Origin of the sequence: Corynebacterium sp. 045007, from assembly GCF_040743205.1 — a bacterium.
Taxonomy (GTDB): domain Bacteria; phylum Actinomycetota; class Actinomycetes; order Mycobacteriales; family Mycobacteriaceae; genus Corynebacterium; species Corynebacterium jeikeium_D.
Window position 1 is genome coordinate 144,524 of the sequence record NZ_JBFLKW010000004.1, and the last position, 22,307, is coordinate 166,830.

21 protein-coding genes are annotated in these 22,307 nt (G+C 59.6%); all 21 read left to right on the top strand.

Going from position 1 to position 22,307, the window contains the following annotated elements:
• The first annotated feature begins 152 nt into the window (after positions 1 to 152).
• A complete protein-coding gene (infC, locus tag AB1Z34_RS03850; protein WP_172954614.1) occupies positions 153 to 704 on the top strand; it encodes a translation initiation factor IF-3 in 552 nt (183 codons plus the stop codon).
• Positions 705 to 780: 76 nt separating this feature from the next.
• Positions 781 to 975: a 50S ribosomal protein L35 gene (gene rpmI / locus AB1Z34_RS03855; RefSeq protein WP_005511726.1), complete on the top strand. Its 195-nt coding sequence runs from the start codon at positions 781 to 783 to the stop codon at positions 973 to 975.
• 77 nt (positions 976 to 1,052) lie between these two features.
• Positions 1,053 to 1,436 (top strand): 50S ribosomal protein L20, encoded by a 384-nt coding sequence (gene rplT, locus AB1Z34_RS03860; RefSeq protein WP_016422904.1) that lies wholly within the window; start codon positions 1,053 to 1,055, stop codon positions 1,434 to 1,436.
• Positions 1,437 to 1,620: 184 nt separating this feature from the next.
• Positions 1,621 to 2,451 carry an RNA methyltransferase gene (locus AB1Z34_RS03865; RefSeq protein ID WP_070546574.1) on the top strand — a complete coding sequence of 277 codons (831 nt, stop codon included), beginning with the start codon at positions 1,621 to 1,623 and terminating at the stop codon, positions 2,449 to 2,451.
• A 98-nt stretch (positions 2,452 to 2,549) separates the two neighbouring features.
• A complete protein-coding gene (pheS, locus tag AB1Z34_RS03870; protein WP_070429629.1) occupies positions 2,550 to 3,599 on the top strand; it encodes a phenylalanine--tRNA ligase subunit alpha in 1,050 nt (349 codons plus the stop codon).
• A gap of 32 nt (positions 3,600 to 3,631) precedes the next feature.
• Complete coding sequence (gene pheT, locus AB1Z34_RS03875) at positions 3,632 to 6,124, top strand: phenylalanine--tRNA ligase subunit beta (RefSeq protein ID WP_224433224.1); 2,493 nt, start codon at positions 3,632 to 3,634, stop codon at positions 6,122 to 6,124.
• A 27-nt stretch (positions 6,125 to 6,151) separates the two neighbouring features.
• Positions 6,152 to 6,988, top strand: coding sequence for a trypsin-like serine protease (locus tag AB1Z34_RS03880; RefSeq protein ID WP_070866612.1), 837 nt, complete (start codon positions 6,152 to 6,154; stop codon positions 6,986 to 6,988).
• A gap of 184 nt (positions 6,989 to 7,172) precedes the next feature.
• Positions 7,173 to 8,213 (top strand): N-acetyl-gamma-glutamyl-phosphate reductase, encoded by a 1,041-nt coding sequence (gene argC, locus AB1Z34_RS03885; RefSeq protein WP_187403959.1) that lies wholly within the window; start codon positions 7,173 to 7,175, stop codon positions 8,211 to 8,213.
• Positions 8,210 to 9,418, top strand: coding sequence for a bifunctional glutamate N-acetyltransferase/amino-acid acetyltransferase ArgJ (gene argJ / locus AB1Z34_RS03890; RefSeq protein WP_070605570.1), 1,209 nt, complete (start codon positions 8,210 to 8,212; stop codon positions 9,416 to 9,418). Before argC ends, argJ begins: the two co-directional genes overlap by 4 nt.
• Before the next feature lie 21 nt (positions 9,419 to 9,439).
• The gene (argB, locus tag AB1Z34_RS03895; protein WP_070429631.1) at positions 9,440 to 10,333 is read left to right on the top strand and encodes an acetylglutamate kinase; all 894 of its coding nucleotides are present in this window, start codon (positions 9,440 to 9,442) and stop codon (positions 10,331 to 10,333) included.
• 56 nt (positions 10,334 to 10,389) lie between these two features.
• Complete coding sequence (locus tag AB1Z34_RS03900; RefSeq protein WP_367157928.1) at positions 10,390 to 11,595, top strand: acetylornithine transaminase; 1,206 nt, start codon at positions 10,390 to 10,392, stop codon at positions 11,593 to 11,595.
• 6 nt (positions 11,596 to 11,601) lie between these two features.
• Positions 11,602 to 12,543 (top strand): ornithine carbamoyltransferase, encoded by a 942-nt coding sequence (gene argF, locus AB1Z34_RS03905; protein WP_070595570.1) that lies wholly within the window; start codon positions 11,602 to 11,604, stop codon positions 12,541 to 12,543.
• 4 nt (positions 12,544 to 12,547) lie between these two features.
• Positions 12,548 to 13,030: an arginine repressor gene (locus AB1Z34_RS03910; RefSeq protein ID WP_005511719.1), complete on the top strand. Its 483-nt coding sequence runs from the start codon at positions 12,548 to 12,550 to the stop codon at positions 13,028 to 13,030.
• Positions 13,031 to 13,079: 49 nt separating this feature from the next.
• The gene (locus AB1Z34_RS03915; protein ID WP_016422894.1) at positions 13,080 to 14,279 is read left to right on the top strand and encodes an argininosuccinate synthase; all 1,200 of its coding nucleotides are present in this window, start codon (positions 13,080 to 13,082) and stop codon (positions 14,277 to 14,279) included.
• Positions 14,280 to 14,324: 45 nt separating this feature from the next.
• On the top strand, positions 14,325 to 15,764 hold the full coding sequence (gene argH, locus AB1Z34_RS03920) for an argininosuccinate lyase (RefSeq protein ID WP_016422893.1): 1,440 nt from the start codon (positions 14,325 to 14,327) through the stop codon (positions 15,762 to 15,764).
• Positions 15,765 to 16,289: 525 nt separating this feature from the next.
• Positions 16,290 to 17,441 carry a hypothetical protein gene (locus AB1Z34_RS03925; RefSeq protein WP_367157930.1) on the top strand — a complete coding sequence of 384 codons (1,152 nt, stop codon included), beginning with the start codon at positions 16,290 to 16,292 and terminating at the stop codon, positions 17,439 to 17,441.
• A gap of 6 nt (positions 17,442 to 17,447) precedes the next feature.
• Positions 17,448 to 19,094, top strand: coding sequence for a VWA domain-containing protein (locus tag AB1Z34_RS03930; protein WP_367157931.1), 1,647 nt, complete (start codon positions 17,448 to 17,450; stop codon positions 19,092 to 19,094).
• On the top strand, positions 19,081 to 19,740 hold the full coding sequence (locus AB1Z34_RS03935; protein WP_070643230.1) for a hypothetical protein: 660 nt from the start codon (positions 19,081 to 19,083) through the stop codon (positions 19,738 to 19,740). Before AB1Z34_RS03930 ends, AB1Z34_RS03935 begins: the two co-directional genes overlap by 14 nt.
• A complete protein-coding gene (locus tag AB1Z34_RS03940) occupies positions 19,730 to 19,903 on the top strand; it encodes a Trm112 family protein (protein ID WP_016422889.1) in 174 nt (57 codons plus the stop codon). Before AB1Z34_RS03935 ends, AB1Z34_RS03940 begins: the two co-directional genes overlap by 11 nt.
• Complete coding sequence (locus tag AB1Z34_RS03945; RefSeq protein ID WP_367157932.1) at positions 19,904 to 20,554, top strand: DNA-3-methyladenine glycosylase; 651 nt, start codon at positions 19,904 to 19,906, stop codon at positions 20,552 to 20,554.
• Positions 20,555 to 20,566: 12 nt separating this feature from the next.
• Complete coding sequence (gene tyrS / locus AB1Z34_RS03950) at positions 20,567 to 21,871, top strand: tyrosine--tRNA ligase (protein WP_367157933.1); 1,305 nt, start codon at positions 20,567 to 20,569, stop codon at positions 21,869 to 21,871.
• Positions 21,872 to 22,307 lie beyond the last annotated feature (436 nt).

Sequence of the window (22,307 nt, forward strand, 5' to 3'; positions counted from 1 at the left end):
GCGCCAAAGAACTACGGTAGCGCCGGGGTCCACCCTAATCGGTGATGTCACATCGCACGATTGGAAGGCGTCCTTATGCAGTGTGTAGTAATCCGCTGTAGACGCGTGGCTTTTCTTCCTTTCCCGCTTGCTATCGCGGTTTGAAACGAAGATTGTTCAGGTTCAACCTAGGAGGCCACATCAGCGCTGAAGCTCGTATTAACGAGGATATTCGAGTACCGGAAGTCCGCCTTGTAGGACCGAATGGTGAGCAGGTGGGCGTTGTCCGCACCGGTGACGCACTCAAGCTCGCTTACGAAGCAGACCTTGATCTGGTTGAGGTTGCTCCGCGAGCAAAGCCGCCGGTCGCCAAGATTATGGACTACGGCAAGTTCAAGTACGAACAAGCTCAGAAGGCACGCGAGGCTCGAAAGAACCAGCAGCAGACTGTGGTCAAGGAGCAGAAGTTCCGTCCGAAGATTGATGACCACGACTACGAAACCAAGAAGAACAACGTTGTTCGTTTCTTGGAGAAGGGTTCGAAGGTCAAGGTCACGATTATGTTCCGTGGCCGTGAACAGTCTCGTCCAGAACTGGGATTCCGCCTGTTGGAGCGTCTGGCCGCCGATGTCGAAGAGTACGGCATTGTCGAGTCTCGCCCGAAGCAGGACGGTCGCAACATGACTATGGTCCTGGGGCCGGTTCGGAATAAGGGTAAGAAGTAACCGACCTGACCAGAAATGGTTGTAAACGAGATTTTTGCGCCACGAGCGTCAAAGATCGGTAGGGGAGAGTTTTAACATGAAGCAGAAGACCCACAAGGGCACCGCAAAGCGCATCAAGGTCACCGGTTCCGGCAAGCTGCGCCGCGAGCAGGCTAACCGCCGCCACCTCCTGGAGGGCAAGCCGTCCACTCGTACCCGTCGCCTGAAGGGCACCACGGACGTTGCTAAGTCGGACGTCAAGCGCGTCAAGCGTCTGCTGGGCAAGGCTTAATTTTTCAAGCCTCGTCCCAGGGCAATCGCCCTCTTAATTTCACTAGTTCTTAAAGACAACGAAAAGGAAGTATCACCGTGGCACGTGTGAAGCGGTCTGTTAACGCTAAGAAGAAGCGTCGCGAAGTTCTCGATTCCGCAAAGGGCTACCGTGGTCAGCGCTCCCGCCTGTACCGCAAGGCCAAGGAGCAGATGCTCCACTCCAAGACCTACGAGTTCCGCGATCGCCGCCACCGTAAGGGTCAGTTCCGTCGTCTGTGGATTCAGCGTATCAACGCTGCTGCCCGCGCTAACGACATCACCTACAACCGCTTCGTCCAGGGCCTGAACCTGGCTGGCGTTGAGGTTGACCGTAAGAACCTGGCTGAGATGGCTGTCAACGACCCGCAGGCATTCGCTGCTCTGGTCAAGGTCGCTAAGGACGCTCTGCCGGAGGACGTCAACGCTCCTGCTGCTAAGTAAAGCAGCTACGAGGTAACTCGTACGTAGCGTCGGCAAGCGTCTGCTTACTGGCAGTGCGCCTGCCAACATCTTTGAAAAACCACCGTCGATTGGGTTAACGAATAACCTCGGCGGTGGTTTTTCGTATCCGCACTGGCTTGCTGGCGGTTATGAATCCCGAGCCGCATCACTAGGATTAATCACTATGAACTCTGCGCTGTACTTCAACGACGAGCCGTTTACTCCTCGCACTCCGCGAGTCTCGGCGGCTATTCAGCTCCACCGTGCGGCCAAGCGGAAGAAGACCGGTCGCTTCCTCATCGAAGGCTTCAATTCCGTCGATGCAGCTATCCGCGCAGAGGCTGTCGTGGAAATCTTCGTCACCGCTGCCGCCGCCGAGCAGTTCCGCGAGCTGCTCACGGGGTATCTCGAGTCGGGGACGCAGCGCAAGTCTGTTTCGCTTATCGACGACTCCGCCGCCCGCTCTTTGAGCGAAACTGTCACCACCACCGGACTCTTCGCCGTCTGCGACACCAATGCGGTGTCCACTTCGTTGGAAGAGGCGATTGAGGTTGGAAAGCAGTCCGGCTGTTTGGTGATTCCGGTGGAGTGCAATGACCCGGGTAATGTCGGCACGATTGTGCGTATGACTGATGCTCTCGGCGCTGGCGCGGTTATCCTTGCTGGCGATTCGGTTGACCCGTTGAATTCTAAGGCCGTGCGTTCCTCGGCAGGTTCTGTTTTTCATACCCCTGTCGCACGCGAGCGCGATATTGACGTCGTTATGGAGAAAGTTAGGGAAGCGGGCTTTACCACCCTCGCCACGGCGATGGATGGCGCTCTCACGCTCGGCGTTGATGCGCTTCCCGACGGTCCCGTCGCCTGGCTTTTCGGCAACGAAGCCCATGGCCTGTCGGAGGAGATTACGGCCTCGGCGGGGGCAAGTGTGTCCATCCCGATTAAGGGCGAGGCAGAGTCGTTGAACCTCGCCACCGCAGCGGCCATGTGCCTGTGGGAGACGGTCCGGGGTAAGTAGGAAACCTCGATGGTGAGGTGCGTGCACGTGTGCAGTTATCCTCGACTATGATTGTTCCATCACAAGAACTGATAGTCCTATATAGAAGTGGTTGACACGTGAGCGATTCGCCAAATCCTATCGATCTTTCCGAGGACGCCCTCCAGGCGGCTGCGCAGAAGGCCACGGATGCCTTTGATGCTGCCGGCAACCTGGATGAGCTTTCTGCCGCCCGCCGTGAGCACTTGGGGGATGAAGGCTACATTCCGCAGGCGCGCCGCGCGCTGGGCTCCATTCCGAAGGCTGAGCGCAAGGATGCTGGTCGTCGCGTAAATGTTGTTCGCGGAGCCGTCGAGAAGCACTATGCAGAGCGACTTGCGGTGCTGGAGGAAGAGGAAAACGCGCGTCGTCTGGTCGCGGAGCGTATCGACGTGTCGGTGGACACCACGCGGGGCCAGCGTGGCGGTATGCACCCAATTACCATCCTGTCCGAGCAGATCGGTGACATCTTCGTGGGCATGGGCTGGGAAGTCGCCGAGGGCCCAGAGGTCGAAGCCGAGTACTTCAACTTTGACGCGCTGAACTTCCTGCCGGATCACCCGGCTCGTACTCTGCAGGATACTTTCCACATTGCGCCGGAAGGATCTAAGCAGGTGCTGCGTACGCACACCTCGCCGGTCCAGGTTCGCACTCTGCAGTCACGTGACCTGCCTATTTACGTTATCTGCCCGGGCCGTACCTTCCGCACCGATGAGCTCGACGCTACCCACACCCCGGTCTTCCACCAGGTGGAGGGACTCGCTGTGGACAAGGGGCTGACCATGGGGCACCTGCGCGGCACGCTGGATCACATGGCAAAGGCGCTGTTCGGTCCGGAGACCAAGACCCGCATGCGCACCAACTACTTCCCGTTCACTGAGCCGTCCGCTGAGGTTGACGTCTGGTTCCCGAACAAGAAGGGCGGTGCCGGCTGGATCGAGTGGGGCGGCTGCGGCATGGTCAACCCGAACGTGCTGCGTGCCTCCGGTATTGACCCGGAGGTGTACTCGGGCTTCGCGTTCGGCATGGGCCTGGAGCGCACCCTGCAGTTCCGCAATGGCCTGACCGACATGCGCGACATGGTCGAAGGCGACGTCCGCTTCACGCAGCCGTTCGGTATCCGCGGCTAATTCACTGACCTACAGATAGGAGTTTTACTTACATGTTCATTCCACAGTCGTGGGTCACTGAAATCGTTCGCGGCCCAGAGAACACCATCAACCCGGACTGGTCCGTCACCCCGGACGAGTTGGATGAGGGCTTTGTCCGCGTTGGTTTTGAAACCGAGGGGCACGAGCCGCTGGAGAAGGTCGAGGGGCCGCTGGTTTTCGGTCGCGTCGACCACATTGAGGAGCTCGAGGGCTTTAAGAAGCCAATTCGCTTCTGTCAGGTCAATGTCGGTGATGCCAATGGCACCGGCGAGCTGCAGGAGATTATCTGTGGTGCCCGCAACTTCGAAGAGGGCTCCATTGTTATCGTCGCGCTGCCGGGCTGCGTGCTGCCGGGTGGGTTCGAGATTTCCGCACGGAAGACTTACGGCAAGGTTTCCAACGGCATGCTCTGCTCCGAAGCTGAGCTGGGTATGACTGATTCCTCCGCCGGTATTCTGACGCTGCCGTCGGCCCCAGCTGAGCTGGGTTCGTGCGCCAAGGAGTTCATCGGTCTCGATGACGAGAAGTTCGAGGTCAACATCACCCCGGACCGCGGTTACGCGCTGTCGGCCCGCGGTCTGGGCCGCGAGATCTGCTCCGCCTTCAACCTCGACTTCGCCGATCCAGCCAAGGTCAACGAGCTGCCAGTCGAAGGTGAGGTCCTGAACGTCACTATCGACGAGGACACCGACACCCGCCGCTTTGGTCTGCGCCGTGTCACCGGCATCGACCCGAACGCCGAGACCCCGTGGTGGATGCGTCGCCGCCTGCTGCTGGCTGGTCAGCGTCCGGTCAACGTGGCCACGGACGTCACCAACTATGTGATGCTACTGCTCGGTCAGCCGATGCACGCTTTCGACGGTTCCAAGATCGCTGGTGGCCTGCACATCCGCAACGCTAAGGCCGGCGAGACTCTGACCACCCTCGACCACGTGGACCGCAAGCTCGACCCGGCAGACGTTGTCATCTGCGACGACAATGGTATTCAGTCGCTGGCCGGCATCATGGGTGGTCTCACCTCCGAAATCGCCGACGACACCATCGATGTGGTCTTCGAGGCCGCCAACTGGTCGCCGCTGCATGTCTTCCGCAGTGGTCGCCGCCACAAGCTGAGCTCCGAGGCTTCACGACGTTTCGAGCGCGGCGTGGACACCGCTCTGGTCGAGCCGGCTCTGGATCTGGCCTGCCAGCTGCTCGCTGACATCGCCGGCGGCACTATCGACACTGGTCGCACCCTGCTCGGTGAGGTTGCCACCATGCCGACTATTGACTTTGCCGTCAACCGCGCCAGCGAAGTTGCGGGCGTTGATTACCCGCGTGAGACCGTCATTGGACGCCTGCGCGAGGTCGGGTGCGAGGTCGTCGACAACGGTGACCGCCTGGCTGTCACTCCGCCGACCTGGCGCTCGGACCTGACCATGTCCGCTGACCTGGTTGAGGAAATCCTGCGACTGGAGGGCCTGGAAGACATTCCGGTTATCCTCCCAATCGCCCCGGCCGGGCGCGGTCTGACCGAGCGTCAGCTGCGCCGCCGCTTCGTCGGTCACGCGCTGGCTCACAATGGCTACCTGGAGATTCTGCCGACACCGTTCATTGCCAACGATGTCTTCGACGTCTGGGGCCTGGACGCTGATGACCCGCGTCGTAACACCGTCAAGGTCATCAACCCGTTGGAGTCCGACCACGCTCAGCTGGGCACGACTCTGCTGCCGTCCATGCTTGAATCGCTGAAGCGCAATGTTGCTCGCGGCCAGGTCGACCTGTCGCTCTACGGTGTGGAGCAGGTATCCATCGAGCGTGGCAACGGTGTCTCGCCGATGCCGTCTACCGCGGGTCTGCCGAGCGAGGCCGAGCGCGCCGAGCTGCTGGACTCGCTGCCGGAGCAGCCGCTGCACGTCGCCACTGTCGCCTGCGGTCGTATCCGCCTGGATAGCCCGTGGGGTGACGAGGCCGCGTACACCGTCGCCGACGCCATCGAAGCCGCGCGCATTGTTGCCCGCGCTGCCAACGTCGAGCTGGAGATCCGTAACGCTGAGGTGCTGCCGTGGCACCCGGGCCGCTGCGCTGAGCTGCTTGTCGACGGTCACGTCGTCGGCCACGCCGGTGAGCTGCACCCGAAGGTGTGCAAGGACGTTGGTCTGCCGGAGCGCACCTGCGCGATGGAGATTAATCTCGATGCACTGCCAGTGACGGAGCACCTGCCGGCGCCGGTACTCAGCCCGTTCCCGGCTGTCCACCAGGACGTCGCGCTTGTTGTCAGCGATGAGGTCTCCGCCGCAGAGGTGGAGAAGACTCTGGTGGAAGGTGCCGGTGAGCTCCTCGAATCCATTCGTATCTTCGATGTTTACCGTTCCGAGCAGATGGGCGAAGGCGTTCGCTCACTGGCGTACTCCCTGCGTTTCCGCGCACCGGACCGTACGCTGAAGGAAGAGGAAGCTTCCGCGGCTCGCGAGGCGGCCATTGAGCTGGCCACTACCCGTCACGGCGCTCAGCTGCGTGGCTAAAAGGGGAGACCACAGGGAGAGATACCCATGATTGGCATCTTGCGGCACCGCGGCAACAGGCTGAATAGCGCAGAGGCACGAGAGCAGCGCGTTGGAGCGCGCGCGGTGAGCAGCGCGAAGCCTGCGGCGACTGTGGCTGCAGCTGCTGTCACGGCAGGTCTGTTGCTCACCGGCGCGCCGAGTGCGGCTGCGCTGGTTGGCGGGGAGGTTGCTGCGCCTAGTGTGGCGGCGGACTCCGTGGTGGCGATCATGGTCCAGACCAGTCCCCATACCGGAAACTTTTGCACAGGAACTGCAGTCGCCCCGCAGTGGGTAATGACCGCAGCCCACTGCGTGCGTGATGTCCCGCAGCAGGTTGGGGAAGTCGAGGTCGGATTCGGCCCGGATGCCCGGCGTGTTCCTATCGATAGCTGGGAAATTGCGCCCACCGGTGACGTAGCGCTTGTTCACCTTGCGGGCGACGCAGCTCTTCCGGGGTATCCCGCAATGGAACGTCGTCAAGCGTTTTCGGAGCAAGAAACGGCAGGCACGGTCTATGGGCGATCGCTGCTCGGCGATGTTGCGGATGGCACGCTGCCGTCGGCGACCGTCACCGCTTCGATGTGTCCAGTGAAGTATCAACAATGCGTGCGGGAAGACTCGGTGTTGGCGCGCATGGAGCGCCCCGCGGCGTTGCAGGTGGGCGATTCGGGCGGACCGCTTTTTATCGACGGCCAGCTAGCGGCGGTGTTCTCGGGCGCGGTGGCTTTTGATGGCAGCGTCGCACCGGAGGAGTCGGGTTACTATCTTTACACCACGACGTCATCGGTGGCGCAGTGGGCAGATGGCGTGATGAGTCAGGAGCCAAGCGTCGTAGTTGAATAGTCCGGCGTTGAGTAATCCGGCGTGCTGATTGAATGACCGGCGCGCTCAGTGAACGAAGAGTATGTACCGATGACGGCGTTATATTCATAATTCACTCCAGTCACATCGGTAGAGTTCCAGCACTTTGACAACGAATTCTATGAATATCTTGCAACACGGTGAATAAAAGTGTTGAATGTTTGGCATGAGTATTTCCGTTGCCATTGCCGGTGCGACCGGTTACGCAGGAGGAGAGATCCTCCGCCTCCTGTTGTCGCACCCGGCGTATCTTTCCGGCGAACTGACCATCGGCGCACTAACGGGAGCATCCAACGCGGGTGCTCGTGTGGGCGATATTATGCCTCATGTGGCACCTTTGGCTGACCGCCGTATTGAGCCGACTAATGGTGACACACTCGCTGGGCATGACGTGGTGTTCCTCGGTCTGCCCCACGGTCATTCGGCTGCGATTGCAGAGCAGTTGGGGGATGACACAGTGATTATTGACTGCGGCGCGGATTTCCGCCTGCAGGACGCCGCTGAGTGGGAGCACTACTACGGCTCGGAGCACGCCGGTACCTGGACTTACGGTATTCCGGAGCTGCCGGGCAACAGGGAAGTAGTGGCTGCTTCCAAGCGTATTGCTGTGCCGGGTTGTTTCCCCACTGGCGGGACTATTACGGCACTGCCGGCAGTTGCAAAGGGTCTGGTCAAGCCGGATCTGTCCGTTGTTTCCGTCACCGGTACCTCCGGTGCGGGCAAGAAGGCAGCTGTGCCCCTGCTCGGGTCCGAGGTTATGGGCAATCTCCGCGCCTACAACACTGCGGGCAAGCACCGCCACACCGCAGAATTTCTGCAAAACCTCAAGCCGTACGCAGAGGATCTCACCGTCAGCTTCACGCCGGTGCTCGCCCCAACGTCACGCGGCATTCTCACCACCATCACCGCCCCGCTTGTCGACGGGGTGACGGAGGCAGCCGCACGGGAGGCCTACCTCGAGTTCTACAAGGGTGAGCCGTTTGTGCAGGTGTTGGCCGAAGGGCTGCAGCCGCAGACGCAGTCGGTAATTGGCTCTAACTTGGTTCAGATTCAGGTTGAGGTAGATGAACGCGCCAAGCGTCTGGTGTTGACCTCGTCGATTGACAATCTGACAAAGGGCACCGGTGGTGCCGCAGTTCAGTGCATGAATTTGGTTACTGGACAGAATGAAACTGCAGGACTTCCACTGGTAGGAGTTGCCCCATGATGAAGGAAGAAAAAGAAGGTCTCGTCAACGTCGCTGGTGACGAAGGCGGCGTATGTGCACCTCAGGGGTTCGCGGCCAGTGGTGTCATTGCAGGCATCAAGGTCAGCGGAAACCCGGACATGGCGCTCATCGTAAACCAGGGGCCGGAGAAGACCGCGGCGGCTGTCTTTACTACCAACCGTGTCCAGGCTGCGCCGGTGACGGTATCCAAGAAGCATATCGCTGACGGCAAGCTGTCAGCTGTGGTGCTGAACTCGGGCAACGCCAATGCCTGCAATGGTCAGCCGGGTATTTCCGACGCCCTCGAAGTCTGTCAAAAGGTCGCAGATGAGCTCGGCGTCGACGTTACCGAGATTGGCACCTGTTCCACCGGCTTGATTGGTGACCGGCTGCCGATGGACATTGTGCTGGCAGGTGTGCCGAAGCTGTGTGAGAATCTGGGCAGCGATGCCGCCGCAGGTACGGCTGCAGCAGAAGCCATCTTGACCACTGACTTGGTGGCAAAGCAGGCCGTTGCGCATGGTGACGGATTCACTGTCGGCGCTATGGGCAAGGGTGTTGGCATGATTAGCCCGTCGATGGCCACGATGCTCGGTGTGATTACGACGGATGCGTCGGTAAGCGCAGAAATGGCGCACGAGGCTATTGCCAAGGCTAGTGAGGTTACGTTTAACCGCCTAGATATTGATGGCTCCACATCCACCAATGACACCGTCATCATCTTGGCTAACGGCGCCTCTGGTGTGAAGCCCTCGCAGGAGGAGCTCGACCAGGCAGTGCTCAGTGTGTGTGATTCCATCGCACGCCAGATGCAGTCGGACGCCGAAGGTGTGACCAAGCGTGTGTCCGTGACCGTGCGTGGCACCGGTGGCGCGGAAGATGCCCTGGTAGCTGCTCGAATTATCGGCCGCGACAACCTCTTCAAGTGTGCGATGTTCGGTTCGGACCCGAACTGGGGTCGTGTGCTGGCGGCTGTCGGCACTGCGCCGGTGGATATGGATCCGGAGCACATCACGGTTTCCTTCAATGGTCACGTAGTCTGTCGCGATACCGGTGGCACGCCAGATGCACGTGAAGTGGATCTCTCCGGCAAGGACATTGCCGTTGAGGTTGACCTCGGTACTGGTAATCCGGAAGAGGCCACGATTCGTACGACTGACCTTTCCCACGACTACGTTCACATCAACTCGGCTTATTCGTCGTAAAGGTTTTGAGGAGACTCTGCAATGGTTCACCAGTTGACCGAAGGGCTGTCCTTCGAGCAGCGGGCACATGTGCTGGCGGAAGCACTGCCGTGGCTGCAGCACCACCGCGACAAGATTGTGGTGGTCAAGTACGGCGGTAACGCGATGACCGACCTGAAACTGAAGAAAGCCTTCGCGCAGGACATGGTTTTCCTGCGCACCGTGGGTGTCAAGCCGGTGGTTGTCCATGGTGGCGGCCCCCAGATTTCGTCGATGCTCAAGCGCCTGGGGCTGGAGGGAGAGTTCCGAGGCGGTTTCCGTGTCACGACTCCGGAGGTCATGGAAATTGTCCGCATGGTGCTCTTCGGGCAGGTCGGCCGCGAACTGGTGAACCTCATCAACGCCTACGGCCCCTATGCAGTGGGTACCTCTGGTGAGGACGGTGGCCTGTTCACCGGTACTCGACGCACGGTAAATGTCGGTGGCAAGGAGACAGATATCGGGCTGGTTGGCAATATCACCGAGGTGCACTCGGAAACGCTGTTAGACCTGATTGATGCCGGACGTATTCCGGTGGTCTCTACGATTGCGCCGTCCGCTGATGGCAAAGAGGTCTACAACATCAACGCCGACACGGCAGCAGGTGCACTGGCATCGGCAATTAACGCGAACCGTTTGGTGATTCTGACTAATGTCGAGGGTCTCTACACGGATTGGCCGAACCGCGATTCGCTGGTGTCGAGGATTTCCACTTCGCATCTGCGAGAAATCCTTCCGACGCTGGATTCCGGAATGATTCCGAAGATGGAGTCCTGCCTGAACGCAGTAGATCGGGGAGTGCCTGCAGCCCACGTTATCGACGGCCGCCAGCCACACTCGGTGCTGCTGGAGCTGATGACTTCCGGCGGTATCGGCACAATGGTAGAGCCCGGATAAGGCAGAAAAGACTGACAAGAATTTAGCTACACACGTTAGGCAGGTCGAAAGACGACATGAGCGACTTCAAGCAGCAGTGGCAACACACGATGATGAACAATTACGGCACGCCGCGCATTGAGCTTGTGCAGGGTAAGGGCGCTATTGTCACGGATTCCGAGGGCAAGGAATACCTGGATCTGCTCGCCGGTATTGCAGTCAACGCGTTGGGTTACGCACATCCGGCCATCGTGGAAGCTGTGTCCAAGCAGATTTCCACGATGGGGCACGTGTCCAACATTTTCGCCTCTGAGCCACCGTTGGCACTGGGCGAGAAGCTCATTGAGCTCACTGGCTGGGACACTGATGACACCCGGATTATGTTCTGCAATTCCGGCACCGAGGCCAATGAGGCCGCGTTCAAGCTGGCGCGGTTGACGGGGCGCAATCGCATTATCGCTACCCACCACGGGTTCCACGGCCGTACCATGGGCGCACTTGCCATGACCGGCCAGCCGGACAAGCGCACTCCGTTCGAACCGATGCCGGGTGGAGTCGAGTTCGTGCCCTACGGTGACATTGACTTCCTCACCAAGACCATCGAATCCGATCCGTTGGGTGTCGCTGCGGTGATTCTGGAACCAATTCAGGGTGAGACCGGCGTGGTCGCACCGCCAGAGGGGTACCTCGCTGCCGTCCGCGAACTGACCAAGCGATTCGACGTCCTCATGATTGTCGACGAAGTACAGACCGGCATTGGCCGTACCGGCCAGTGGTTTGCCCACCAGCACGATGGCATCGTGCCGGATGTCATGACGCTGGCCAAGGGCCTCGGCGGCGGCCTGCCGCTGGGTGCTGTCATCGCCAACGGCCGCGCAGCGGAACTGTTTACTCCTGGTGCGCACGGCACCACCTTTGGTGGCAATCCGGTCTGTGCCGCTGCCGGCCTGGCCGTCATCGAGACGCTGGAAGAAGAAAAGCTGCTCAATCGAGTCACCGAGAAGGGCAAGGTCCTGGCTCGCAAGCTCGCGTCGTTAAGCCATGTCGATCACGTGCGTGGTCGCGGCTTCATGCTTGGACTGGTGCTGCGCGAGAACCTGGCGAAGGAAGCGGTTAACGCCGGTTATGAACGTGGTGTCATTCTGAACGCTCCGCAGGCGAATGTGCTGCGTATTGTGCCGCCGTTGAACCTCAGCGATGAGGAAGTCAACCGCGCCGTCGAGTTGATTGATGCCTGCCTGAACGACGCCGTTGAGGCTGTCGCCAACAAAGGAAGGAATTAGAAACTGATGCTCCGTCATTTTCTCGCCGATGATGACCTGACTCCACAGGAGCAGGCTGAGGTGCTGCAGTTGGCTGCAGAGCTGAAGGTAGCGCCGTACTCCCGACGTCCGTTTGAGGGGCCACAGTCGGTTGCGGTGCTGTTCGACAAGACGTCGACTCGTACCCGTTTCTCCTTCGACGCTGGTATCGCAGCTCTGGGCGGCAACGCGATTGTGGTCGAAACCGGTAACTCGCAGATGGGCAAGGGCGAAACCTACCAGGACACCGCTGCTGTGCTCAGCCGCTTTGTCTCGGCAATTGTCTGGCGCACCTACGCGCAGTCAGGGCTGGAGGCCATGTCTGAGACCGCGACGGTGCCGATTGTCAATGCGCTTTCCGACGAGTTCCACCCGTGCCAGATTCTCGCTGACCTGCAGACCATCATCGAGCACAAGTGCCCGGAGGAAGGCCAGACGGGACTGCGTGGCAAGAAGGCTGTGTACTTCGGCGATGGTGCCAACAACATGGCCAACTCCTACCTTGTGGGCTTCGCCACCGCAGGTCTGGACGTCACCATCTGTGCACCGGAGGACTTCCAGCCGGAGCAGGTCTACGTCGACCGTGCCAAGAAGGTCGCGGAACAGACCGGAGCGGTCGTGTCCGTGACCGCGGACGTCGATGAGGCCATTGCCGGTGCCGACGTTGTCATCACCGATACCTGGGTCAGCATGGGGCAGGAGAACGACGGCTTGGATCGTCGTACTCCGTTCCTGCCGTACCAGGTCAACGCTGAGCTGATGGCCAAGGCAAATGAGGATGCCATCTTCCTGCACTGCCTGCCGGCATACCGCGGCAACGAAGTTACCGCCGAGGTCATCGATGGCCCGCAGTCGGTAGTCTTCGACGAGGCGGAAAACCGCATGCACGCTCAGAAGGCGTTGCTGACCTGGCTGGTGGAGAGGCAGTAAGGTCATGACCGCAGCACAACCAGGTTCTCGCACAGCTAGGCAGACGCGCATCGCTGACCTGCTGGCGCAGCATCACGTGTCCAGTCAGGTTCAGCTCGTCGAGCTGCTTGCCGACGAAGGCATTGAGATTGCGCAGGCGACGTTGTCCAGAGACCTCGATGAGCTGGGAGCCCGAAAGATTCGCGATGGAGCCAACGGTTCGCGGTATTCCATCGTCGAAGATGCACTCGCTGTCTCCAGCGGGGCAGTGGCCAGGATGCGGCGCGTTTTAGACGAGCTGCTGGTCTCCATTGATCATTCGGGCACCATCGCGGTTGTGCGTACACCACCGGGAGCCGCACAGTATCTAGCCAGTGTGATTGACCGTGCGGGACTCAAAGAAATCGTTGGCACAATTGCGGGAGATGACACCGTAATGTGCCTGGCTAGAGAACCACTTTCCGGCGCTGACCTAGCCCAGCGTCTAGCCGCCGGAACGAACCAGTAAACTATTCCACGAAATGCTTTAAAGCACCGATTAAAGGAGCGCTTACCCTATGACCAACCGGGTTATTCTTGCTTACTCTGGTGGCCTCGACACCACCGTTGCTATTCCGTACCTCAAGGAAATGACCGACGGCGAGGTCGTCGCAGTTTCCATCGATGTCGGACAGGGCGGCGAGGACATGGAGTCCGTGCGTCAGCGCGCTCTGGACGCCGGCGCTGTCGAAGCTGTCGTTGTCGACGCTAAGGACGAGTTCGCCGAGGAGTACTGCCTGCCGACCATTAAGGCCAATGGTCTCTACATGAAGCAGTACCCGCTGGTTTCCGCACTGTCGCGCCCGCTGATTGTTAAGCACATGGCGAAGGCCGCAGAGGAGTTTGGTGGCACTCACGTCGCACACGGCTGCACCGGTAAGGGCAATGACCAGGTCCGTTTCGAGGTTGGTTTCGCTAACACCGCCCCGGATCTGAAGATTATTGCACCGGCTCGTGACTTCGCTTGGACCCGCGACAAGGCTATTGCCTTCGCTGAGGAGAAGGGTCTGCCAATTGAGCAGTCCAAGTCCTCTCCGTTCTCCATTGACCAGAACCTCTTCGGTCGCGCCATTGAGACCGGCTACCTGGAGGACCTGTGGAACGCACCGACCAAGGATGTCTACGCGTACACCGAGGATCCGACCCTGAACTTCAGCTCCCCGGACGAGGTCATCATCTCCTTCGAGGACGGTAAGCCGACTGCCATCGACGGCAAGAAGGTTTCCGTGCTTGAGGCCATCGAAGAGATGAACCGCCGCGCTGGTGCTCAGGGCATCGGTCGTCTGGACATGGTTGAAGACCGCCTGGTCGGCATTAAGTCCCGCGAGATCTACGAGGCTCCGGGCGCAATTGCCATCATGACCGCACACGCAGCGCTCGAGGACGTCACCGTTGAGCGTGAGCTGGCTCGTTACAAGCGCCAGGTCGAGGGCGAGTGGGCCAACCTGGTCTACGACGGCCTGTGGTTCTCGCCGCTGAAGCGCGCGCTGGATGCCTTCATCGAGGAGTCCCAGAAGGGCGTTTCCGGTGACATCCGCATGGTCATGCACGCAGGTCACTGCAACGTCAACGGTCGTCGTTCGAACACCTCGCTGTACGACTTCAACCTGGCTACCTACGACGAGGGCGACACCTTCGACCAGACCCTGGCTCGCGGTTTTGTCGAGCTGCACGGCCTGTCCTCGAAGATGGCCGCAAAGCGCGACTTCAAACTGTAAAGATTCTCCAGAGCGACTAGAGCGAAAGGCCTATTGGAAAAGACAATGGTCGAAAAGCACGGTACCAACGAAGGCTCCCTGTGGGGCGGCCGCTTTGCCGGTGGCCCGTCCGAGGCGATGGCCGCATTGAGCAAGTCCACCCATTTTGACTGGGTGCTCGCGCCTTACGACGTTCTTGCGTCCAAGGCCCACGCCCGAGTGCTGCATGCCCGTGGGCTGCTCAGCGATGCCGACTTTGACACCATGATCGAAGGCCTTGATCAGCTCGGTCGCGACGTTGCCTCCGGCGAATTTGGTCCAGAGCCGACAGATGAGGACGTCCACGGTGCTATGGAGCGCGGTCTGATTGATCGCGTCGGCCCGGAGGTCGGCGGTCGCCTGCGCGCTGGTCGTTCCCGTAATGACCAGGTGGCAACTCTGTTCCGCATGTGGCTGCGCGATGCCGTGCGCGGCGTTGCACTGGATGTCACTGACCTGGTTGCCGCCCTGGTGGCTCAGTCCAAGGCACATCCGGATGCCATCATGCCGGGCAAGACCCACTCCCAGGCAGCGCAGCCGGTATTGCTGGCCCACCAGTTGCTGGCTCACGCGCATCCGCTGCTGCGCGATCTGGACCGCATCCGCGATCTCGACCGTCGACTGGCTGTGTCCCCGTACGGTTCTGGTGCGCTCGCAGGGTCCTCGCTGCACTTGGATCCGGAAGCCATTGCTGAAGAGCTCGGCTTCGACTCTGCCACGGACAACTCCATTGACGGCACTTCTTCGCGTGACTTCGCCTCTGAGGCGGCATTCGTCTTCGCCCAGATTGCCGTGGACATGTCTCGCCTGGCAGAGGAAATCATCTACTGGGCCACCCCGGAGTACGGTTACGTCACTCTGGCTGATGCCTGGTCGACTGGATCCTCCATCATGCCGCAGAAGAAGAACCCGGACGTGGCAGAGCTGACCCGCGGTAAGACCGGTCGCCTGATCGGTAATCTTGCAGGGCTCATGGCCACGCTGAAGGCTCAGCCGCTGGCCTACAACCGCGACCTCCAGGAGGACAAGGAGCCTCTGGTGGACTCGGTCGAGCAGCTAACCCTACTGCTTCCGGCTTTGACCGGTCTAGTGGCAACGCTGACCTTCCACGAAGACCGTCTGCGCGAGCTCGCTCCGGCTGGCTACACCCTGGCCACGGACTTGGCTGAGTGGCTGGTCCGCGAGGGCGTACCGTTCCGCGACGCTCACGAGGCATCCGGCCAGTGTGTCCGCATCGCAGAGTCCAAGGGCGGTATCGGTCTGGACGAGCTTTCCGACGAGGACCTCGCCGGTGTCCACCCGGCACTGACTCCGAAGGTCCGTGAAGTGCTGACTATTGACGGTGCTGTCGCTTCCCGCGATACTCGCGGCGGCACCGCGGGTGTCCGTGTTGCAGAGCAGCTCGCTCGCGTTGACGAGAAGAATACCGAGCTGAAGCAGTGGGCTGAAAAGCCGGTTCGCGGCTAAAGCTGCTAGAGCTAGCAAACCTGCTAGCCCAGCTAACGCAGCTAATTAATCGGTGTGCGGTCAATCGACCGCACGCCGATTTTTTACAGCCCGGGGGGGGGAGTAGAAAAACCAGCAACCCGACAACTGATGACCCGGTAACTATCAACCCGATAACTGGCCACCCGAAAAATTACGGGCTCCACGTGCGAATACGGGCTGCAAATGTGAAACTGTGTAAGTTTATGACACTTTCAGGCCATTTTTCGGGCCATTTTTGTCATAAACGTAGTCAGTAACTCGGCTCGACCCGCCGCCGCCAGTCATAAACGCAGTCAGTAACTCGGATCGACCCGCCGCCGTCAGTAACCCAGTAATGCCAGGGTGCCCCTGAAGTGACGCAGATTACTGATTATTTCTATATCTGTTGCCAGGTTTGTCCGGGTCTCTTACCATAATTTCATGGTGGAAAGTACGCGGTCGAGCGGTGGAAATCGCAGCTCACGGGATAAAAATAAAAATCAGAGTGGTAGCAAGAAAGGGTGCATGGGCCCGGGGGCAATTCTTGCAGTCATTTTGATTGTCATCGCGGCTGTTGCAGTCTATGTCGGTCGTGGCGGTAGTATTCCAGGTTTTTCTGGTGGCAGCTCCGGAGGAAACCGTGATTTCTTCGGTGGTGAAAAGACCGTCGTCAAGGCGATTGTTGGCTCTGAGAAGAAGCCCTTCTTCGAAGACAAAGAGGTCCAGAAGGTTCTTGCCTCTCACGGCTATGTGGTGGAAGTAAAGACGGCGGGTTCGCGTCGGATGGCCACGGATGTGGATCTGGATTCCTTCGACTTGGCATTCCCGTCGTCGGCACCGGCAGCGGAGAAAATTGCCGAGAAAATGAGCGGCGCTGAGCGGTACGACGTCTTCTACACACCGATGGCGATCGCTACTTTCGACAACATCTTGCAGGCATTGGCGCGGGAAAATGTTGCTCGCCAACAGGGCAATACGTGGCAGGTAGATATGGCGGCGCTGGCCACGATGCAGCACGACAATGTCCGCTGGCGTGACTTCGCGGAGAACGATTATCCGTCGCCGCGCACGGTGCAGATGTCCACGACTGACATTCGTTCGTCGAGCTCGGCCGCAATGTACTTGTCGCTCATGTCTTGGATTACCAATGAAGGCCGGATTGTGTCCGACAATGGGCAGGTTAATGCGGTCTTGCCAGAGCTCACCCCGCTGTTCACCGGCCAGGGGTACACGGAATCCTCATCAGCTGGGCCATTTTCGGACTACCTCTCGCAGGGTGTCGGGTCAAAGCCAATGGTGATGGTCTACGAGTCGCAGTTCCTGGGGGAGAACAGTGCCCCGAACAGCCGGTTGAAGCCGGAAATGCGCCTGGCGTATCCATCGCCGACGATTCTGAGTACTCACGTGGCGCTGGGCTTTAACGACAATGGAGCTGCGGTCGCACGGCTCCTCGCCGAAGACCCTGAGCTTCAGAAGCTGGCGGCCAAGCACGGTTACCGCTCCAGCCAGCCTGAGGCGATGGAGGAATTCCAGACGCAGTTGAAGACGGGCCAGGAGGTCTCCACCGATTTTGTGGACTCCATTGATCCGCCGAGTTTCGACATCCTCGAGCAGCTTATTGAGGGTGTTTCCCGTGGATACCAGAGCCCTCCGAGGCCGGAAACGGAAGAGGGGTAAAGCCGAATGAACATGGATCGAATGAACATGGATAAGGCACCAACTGCCCTCCGCAAAATGCTTCTTGGCCTCGTCGGTGTGCTCGGCATCTTCGCTGTCGCGGCCTGCTCCGACGGTGGCCTGAACCTGCCGCTGGGCTCCGACGAGGAGAAGACCAACAAAGTCGACGTCGATTCTGACCTCAAGGGCTCGACCATGCGTATCGCCGGGGCCACGGAGCTTGCAGAGCTCCAGCCACTGATGCAAAAGGCCTCCGACGACCTCGGTTTTACGATTAACCTCGAGCTTGTCGACGGCACCGTGAAGAACAGCCACGCCCTTGTCGCAGACGAATTCGACAACCAATTTGATGCCACTTGGTTTGCTACCAACCGGTACGTTGATCTGCTCGGTGGGGCTGACAAGCTGGGCGAAGCCAAGAAAGTCGCCACCTCGCCGGTAGCCTTTGGTATCCATTCGGCGAAGGCTCGGGAGCTCGGTTGGGATACCAAGCAGCCGACGTGGGCTGAGATCGCGGAGGCTGCGTCGTCAGGCAAATTGACCTACGGCATGACCAACCCCGCGGAATCGAACTCGGGCTTTTCCGGTGTGGTGTCGGTTGCGACCGCGTTCGCCGACACCGGATCGGCGCTGACTACGGGGGATATCAACCGCACCACGCCTGAACTGCAGAAGTTCTTCGAGGGGCAGAAGATGACCTCGGGTTCGTCGGGGTGGCTGCGTGACAAGTTCCTGGATGAGTCGGACTCCGTCGATGCGCTCATCAACTATGAAGCTGTGTTGCAGCAGATGAATAAAGAGGGCGCTGACCTGGAAGTTGTTGTTCCGAGCGACGGCGTCATCAGTGCGGATTACCCGCTGACGCCGCTAGCACAGCCCGCTAATGATCTCGCCGCGCGGCAGACGGAGGCTCTCGGGCAGTGGCTGGAAGCGAACTCACAGGTTCTCGCCGATCACTTCCTGCGCCCGGTCTCCGATGACGCCAACCTGCCGGAAAGCATGACCAACAGCGTCATTATCGAGCTGCCGTTCCCGGGCGATCGCGCCGTCACGGACCGCCTCATTGAGGCTTACAACAATGACCTGCGCGTGCCCGGAGAGTCGGTCTTCGTTCTCGACACCTCCGGTTCAATGTTCGGTGAGCGCATCGCTGATCTACAGGCGACAATGCGCGCAATCGTCGACGGCAGTGCACGCACCGAAACGGGAAGCGTGGGACTGCGAAACCGTGAGATCGCGACGATCCTGCCGTTCAGTACGAGCGTCGGCGAGCCCACGACCACGACAATTGACGGCCCGGAATCGCGCGCGCAGCTCACCGCCGCCGTCGATGGTCTGTACGCAGAGGGCGAGACCGCGCTTTACGACGCACTGATTCAAGCCTTCGACCTTCTCGGCAGCTCGGATAAGAACTCCATCCCGTCCATCGTGGTGTTGACCGATGGTCAGGTAACGTCGGGCAAAAGCTTTGCGGAATTCCGTGATTTCTACCAGTCCAAGGGCGGGAATCTGCCGCCGGTATTCGTCATCCGCTATGGCGAGGCGGATCCGGGAGAAATGCAGGAACTTGCGAATCTGACCGGTGGTAAGGTCTTTGAATCCCGTGAGACCGAGCTTGCTGATGTGTTCAAGGAGATTCGTGGCTACCAGTAAATCCTCCGGTACTTCCTCTGGCACTTCCTCTGGCGGTGGCTTTCTCAACAGTCCCGCTAACATTGTCGGGCTCATCCTTGCCATCGCCGTCGTGCTGCTGCACCTGACCGTGGGGCTTGGTTTCCTGTGGCCGGTTGTTGCGATTGCCGCCTGGGGCGCGTCGGTTGCTTTGTTGCCGAGGCAGAGCAAAGGGGCTCAGAAGTCCGTTAGCTCGGCGCCGAAGCCTGAGGTCCCACAGCGTCGCCCGCTCAATCCATCTGAGCTGCGTAGGAATCTTCACCGGACATTGGGCAGGCTTTTCGATGCCCAGCCTGGCGAAGCTCTTGGCAACGCCGCAAATGACCTGGGTGCGACGCTGGAATCCGTCCTGAGCGAGTGGAAGTATCTCAAAGATTATCCCGAGCAGAAGGTAGTCATCGGCGGCATTATCCAGGAGTACTTGCCGCAGACAGTCAACTCCTACCTCGCGGTCCCGGAGCGATTGCGTCACAAAGCCGAGAATCCGGCTCGGGAATCCATCGACCTGCTGCATTCCGCGGTTCAGAAGATCCAGGATGCAATCGGTCAGGACAACCTGATTGCTTTGGAAGGTCAGCGTGACACCCTGGCAATTCAGTTCGGTAAGGTAGTGGACTATGAGCCTTGATCCGAAACTCCTTGAAATCCTCGCATGCCCGCGTGACAAGGGGCCGCTTGAATACCTCGAAGATGAGCAGGTGCTGGTCAATCCTCGCCTGAAGATCGCCTACCGCATCGACGAAGGCATTCCGGTCATGCTTTCCGACGAAGCTATCGCCTGGGACAAGTAATTGCCTTTCCCGCTTCCCGACGGCTACAGCGCCCTCGACCGCACTGTGCTGTCGGGAGCTCCCATTGAGGCTGCGCAGACGCTGCTCGGCTGCGTAATTGTAATCCCCGCTGAGGATGTTATCGCCACCATCACGGAGGTCGAGGCCTATGGTGGCCCAGTTGACCAGCGCTATCCCGACCCGGCCGCGCATTGTTTCATGGGGCCAACCGCACGCAATCGCGCCATGTTTGGCCCGGCGGGACATTGGTATATCTACCGCTCCTACGGCATCCACTTTTGTGCCAATATCACCAGCGCTACGGACGGCACGGGTGGGGGAGTATTAGTCCGCTCCGTACGCATTGAGCAGGGCCTGGATGCGGTGCGCCGTCGCCGCGGTGAAAAACCTGCGGTTGCGGGTCTCGGACGTGGTCCGGGCAACGTTGGTCAGGCGCTTGGCCTTGACTTAAATGACTATGGGGCAGATGCGCTGGATCCGTCGTCACGCGTGTTCGTGGCGCAGCCAGAGAGCATCAACCCGGATAAAGATGTCCACGCAGGCCCGCGTGTGGGCGTTCGGCGAGCGGCGAATCGGCCGTGGCGGCTGTGGCTTCCGGACGATTCCGTCTCAGCCTATCGTCGCCACAAGAAGGCCGTTGAGGAGTTCTAGGTCACCCTCGCGGTGAACGTCGGCAAGCGAGACGTTACGATAGGGGACGTGACTGAACAGAACATTATCGACGAACTACAGTGGCGTGGCCTGATTAATCAGTCCACCGATGTTGAAGCGCTGCGCGAGGCGTGCGAAAACCCCATTACTCTGTATTGCGGTTTTGACCCAACTGGCGATTCGCTGCACGCGGGCCACCTGGTTCCGATGATTATGCTGCGTCGTTTCCAGCTGGCCGGTCACCACCCAATTGCGCTGGCCGGTGGCGCCACGGGCTTCATCGGCGATCCGCGTGATGTCGGTGAGCGTTCGATGCTCAGCCAAGACGCCATTGAGCACAACCTGGAGGCCATCAAGGGCCAGCTGCGTCGTTTTATTGACTTTGAGGGCGATGCCCCGGCGACAATGGTCAATAATGCGGACTGGACTATGAACATGTCCGTCATTGACTTCCTTCGCGATGTCGGCAAGAACTTCTCCCTCAACACCATGCTCGATCGCGACACTGTGAAGCGTCGCCTCGAGTCTGACGGTATCTCCTACACCGAGTTTTCCTACATGCTGCTGCAGTCCAACGACTACGTGCAGCTGCGCCGCAACTACGATTGCGTGCTGCAGATTGGCGGCGGCGATCAGTGGGGCAACATCGTCTCTGGCGTCGATTTGAACAGGCGTATCGACGGCGCCAAGGTGCACGGCCTGACCGCGCCACTGGTGACCGATGCGCAGGGTCAGAAGTTCGGTAAGTCTACCGGTGGCGGCAAGCTGTGGCTGGACGCTGAAAAGACCTCGCCGTACTCCTGGTACCAGTACTTCCTCAACGCGGGTGACTCGGTGGTTATTGACTACCTGCGTTGGTTCACCTTCCTGTCTCAGGAGGAAATCGCGGAGTACGAGGTTGCTGTTGCGGAGCGTCCGTTCAAGCGTGAGGCGCAGCGTCGTCTGGCGCAGGAGATGACCAACCTGGTCCACGGCGAAGAGGCCACCAAGGCTGTTGAGCTGGCAGCGCAGGCCCTGTTTGGCCGCGCTGAGCTGACCGAGCTGGACGAGGCCACCCTGGCGGGCGCCGTCTCCGAGACTGAGGTTGCGGAGATCGCTGAGGGCGAGCCGCGAACTGTTGTCGACCTTCTCGTCGCTGCGGGTCTTGCCAAGTCGAAGGGCGAGGCACGCCGCACCATTAAGGAAGGCGGCGCGTACGCCAATAACCAGCGCATCGAGGACGAAGCGTGGGAGCCTTCTGCTGAGGACCTGCTGCATGGCAAGTGGATTGTACTGCGCCGCGGCAAGAAGAACTTTGCTGGTGTGAAGTTCGTGTAAGTGCTGGTTGGTCTTTGTGTAGGCGCGCTGCTGATCTCTCGATTAATTGGTGTTTATGCAGCTTGATTCTTTTTAGGTAGCTGGGCTAAGGCTCCGGGCAGGCTAGGGGATTGATGATTTCAGAATCATTGACTCTTGGTCAGTCCGGAGCTTTGGTTGTTTTAAAGGGAGCATAGAAGCCGAAACAAAGGTGGTAGCGATGAGCGAAAGCTCCCGGCTTTCGTCACGGTGTGGGGACTGTCGGTCCTAATGAATCGTTCTACTCCACAGGCAAAACGCTAGTTCATATCCATCTACCTGGGGTTTTGTGTCTTTGGTGGGGTGTGTGTAATGTATTCGGGGGTCAGCGTGGCCAGGCAGTTTATGTGTTTGGTTGGCTGATGTGGGGGAAATGTTTTCGTGCGGTTAGCCGCTGGGAGTCGTTGGTTTGACTTTC

Bases quoted from the DNA above. Each gene is read 5' to 3' on its own strand.
- argC (WP_187403959.1), top strand. From the start codon at position 7,173: ATGAGTATTTCCGTTGCCATTGCCGGTGCGACCGGTTACGCAGGAGGA.
- AB1Z34_RS03915 (WP_016422894.1), top strand. From the start codon at position 13,080: ATGACCAACCGGGTTATTCTTGCTTACTCTGGTGGCCTCGACACCACC.
- argH (WP_016422893.1), top strand. From the start codon at position 14,325: ATGGTCGAAAAGCACGGTACCAACGAAGGCTCCCTGTGGGGCGGCCGC.
- AB1Z34_RS03940 (WP_016422889.1), top strand. From the start codon at position 19,730: ATGAGCCTTGATCCGAAACTCCTTGAAATCCTCGCATGCCCGCGTGAC.
- argB (WP_070429631.1), top strand. From the start codon at position 9,440: ATGGTTCACCAGTTGACCGAAGGGCTGTCCTTCGAGCAGCGGGCACAT.
- AB1Z34_RS03925 (WP_367157930.1), top strand. From the start codon at position 16,290: ATGGGCCCGGGGGCAATTCTTGCAGTCATTTTGATTGTCATCGCGGCT.
- AB1Z34_RS03900 (WP_367157928.1), top strand. From the start codon at position 10,390: ATGAGCGACTTCAAGCAGCAGTGGCAACACACGATGATGAACAATTAC.
- argF (WP_070595570.1), top strand. From the start codon at position 11,602: ATGCTCCGTCATTTTCTCGCCGATGATGACCTGACTCCACAGGAGCAG.
- AB1Z34_RS03865 (WP_070546574.1), top strand. From the start codon at position 1,621: ATGAACTCTGCGCTGTACTTCAACGACGAGCCGTTTACTCCTCGCACT.
- AB1Z34_RS03930 (WP_367157931.1), top strand. From the start codon at position 17,448: ATGAACATGGATCGAATGAACATGGATAAGGCACCAACTGCCCTCCGC.
- argJ (WP_070605570.1), top strand. From the start codon at position 8,210: ATGATGAAGGAAGAAAAAGAAGGTCTCGTCAACGTCGCTGGTGACGAA.
- rpmI (WP_005511726.1), top strand. From the start codon at position 781: ATGAAGCAGAAGACCCACAAGGGCACCGCAAAGCGCATCAAGGTCACC.
- AB1Z34_RS03880 (WP_070866612.1), top strand. From the start codon at position 6,152: ATGATTGGCATCTTGCGGCACCGCGGCAACAGGCTGAATAGCGCAGAG.
- pheT (WP_224433224.1), top strand. From the start codon at position 3,632: ATGTTCATTCCACAGTCGTGGGTCACTGAAATCGTTCGCGGCCCAGAG.
- AB1Z34_RS03910 (WP_005511719.1), top strand. From the start codon at position 12,548: ATGACCGCAGCACAACCAGGTTCTCGCACAGCTAGGCAGACGCGCATC.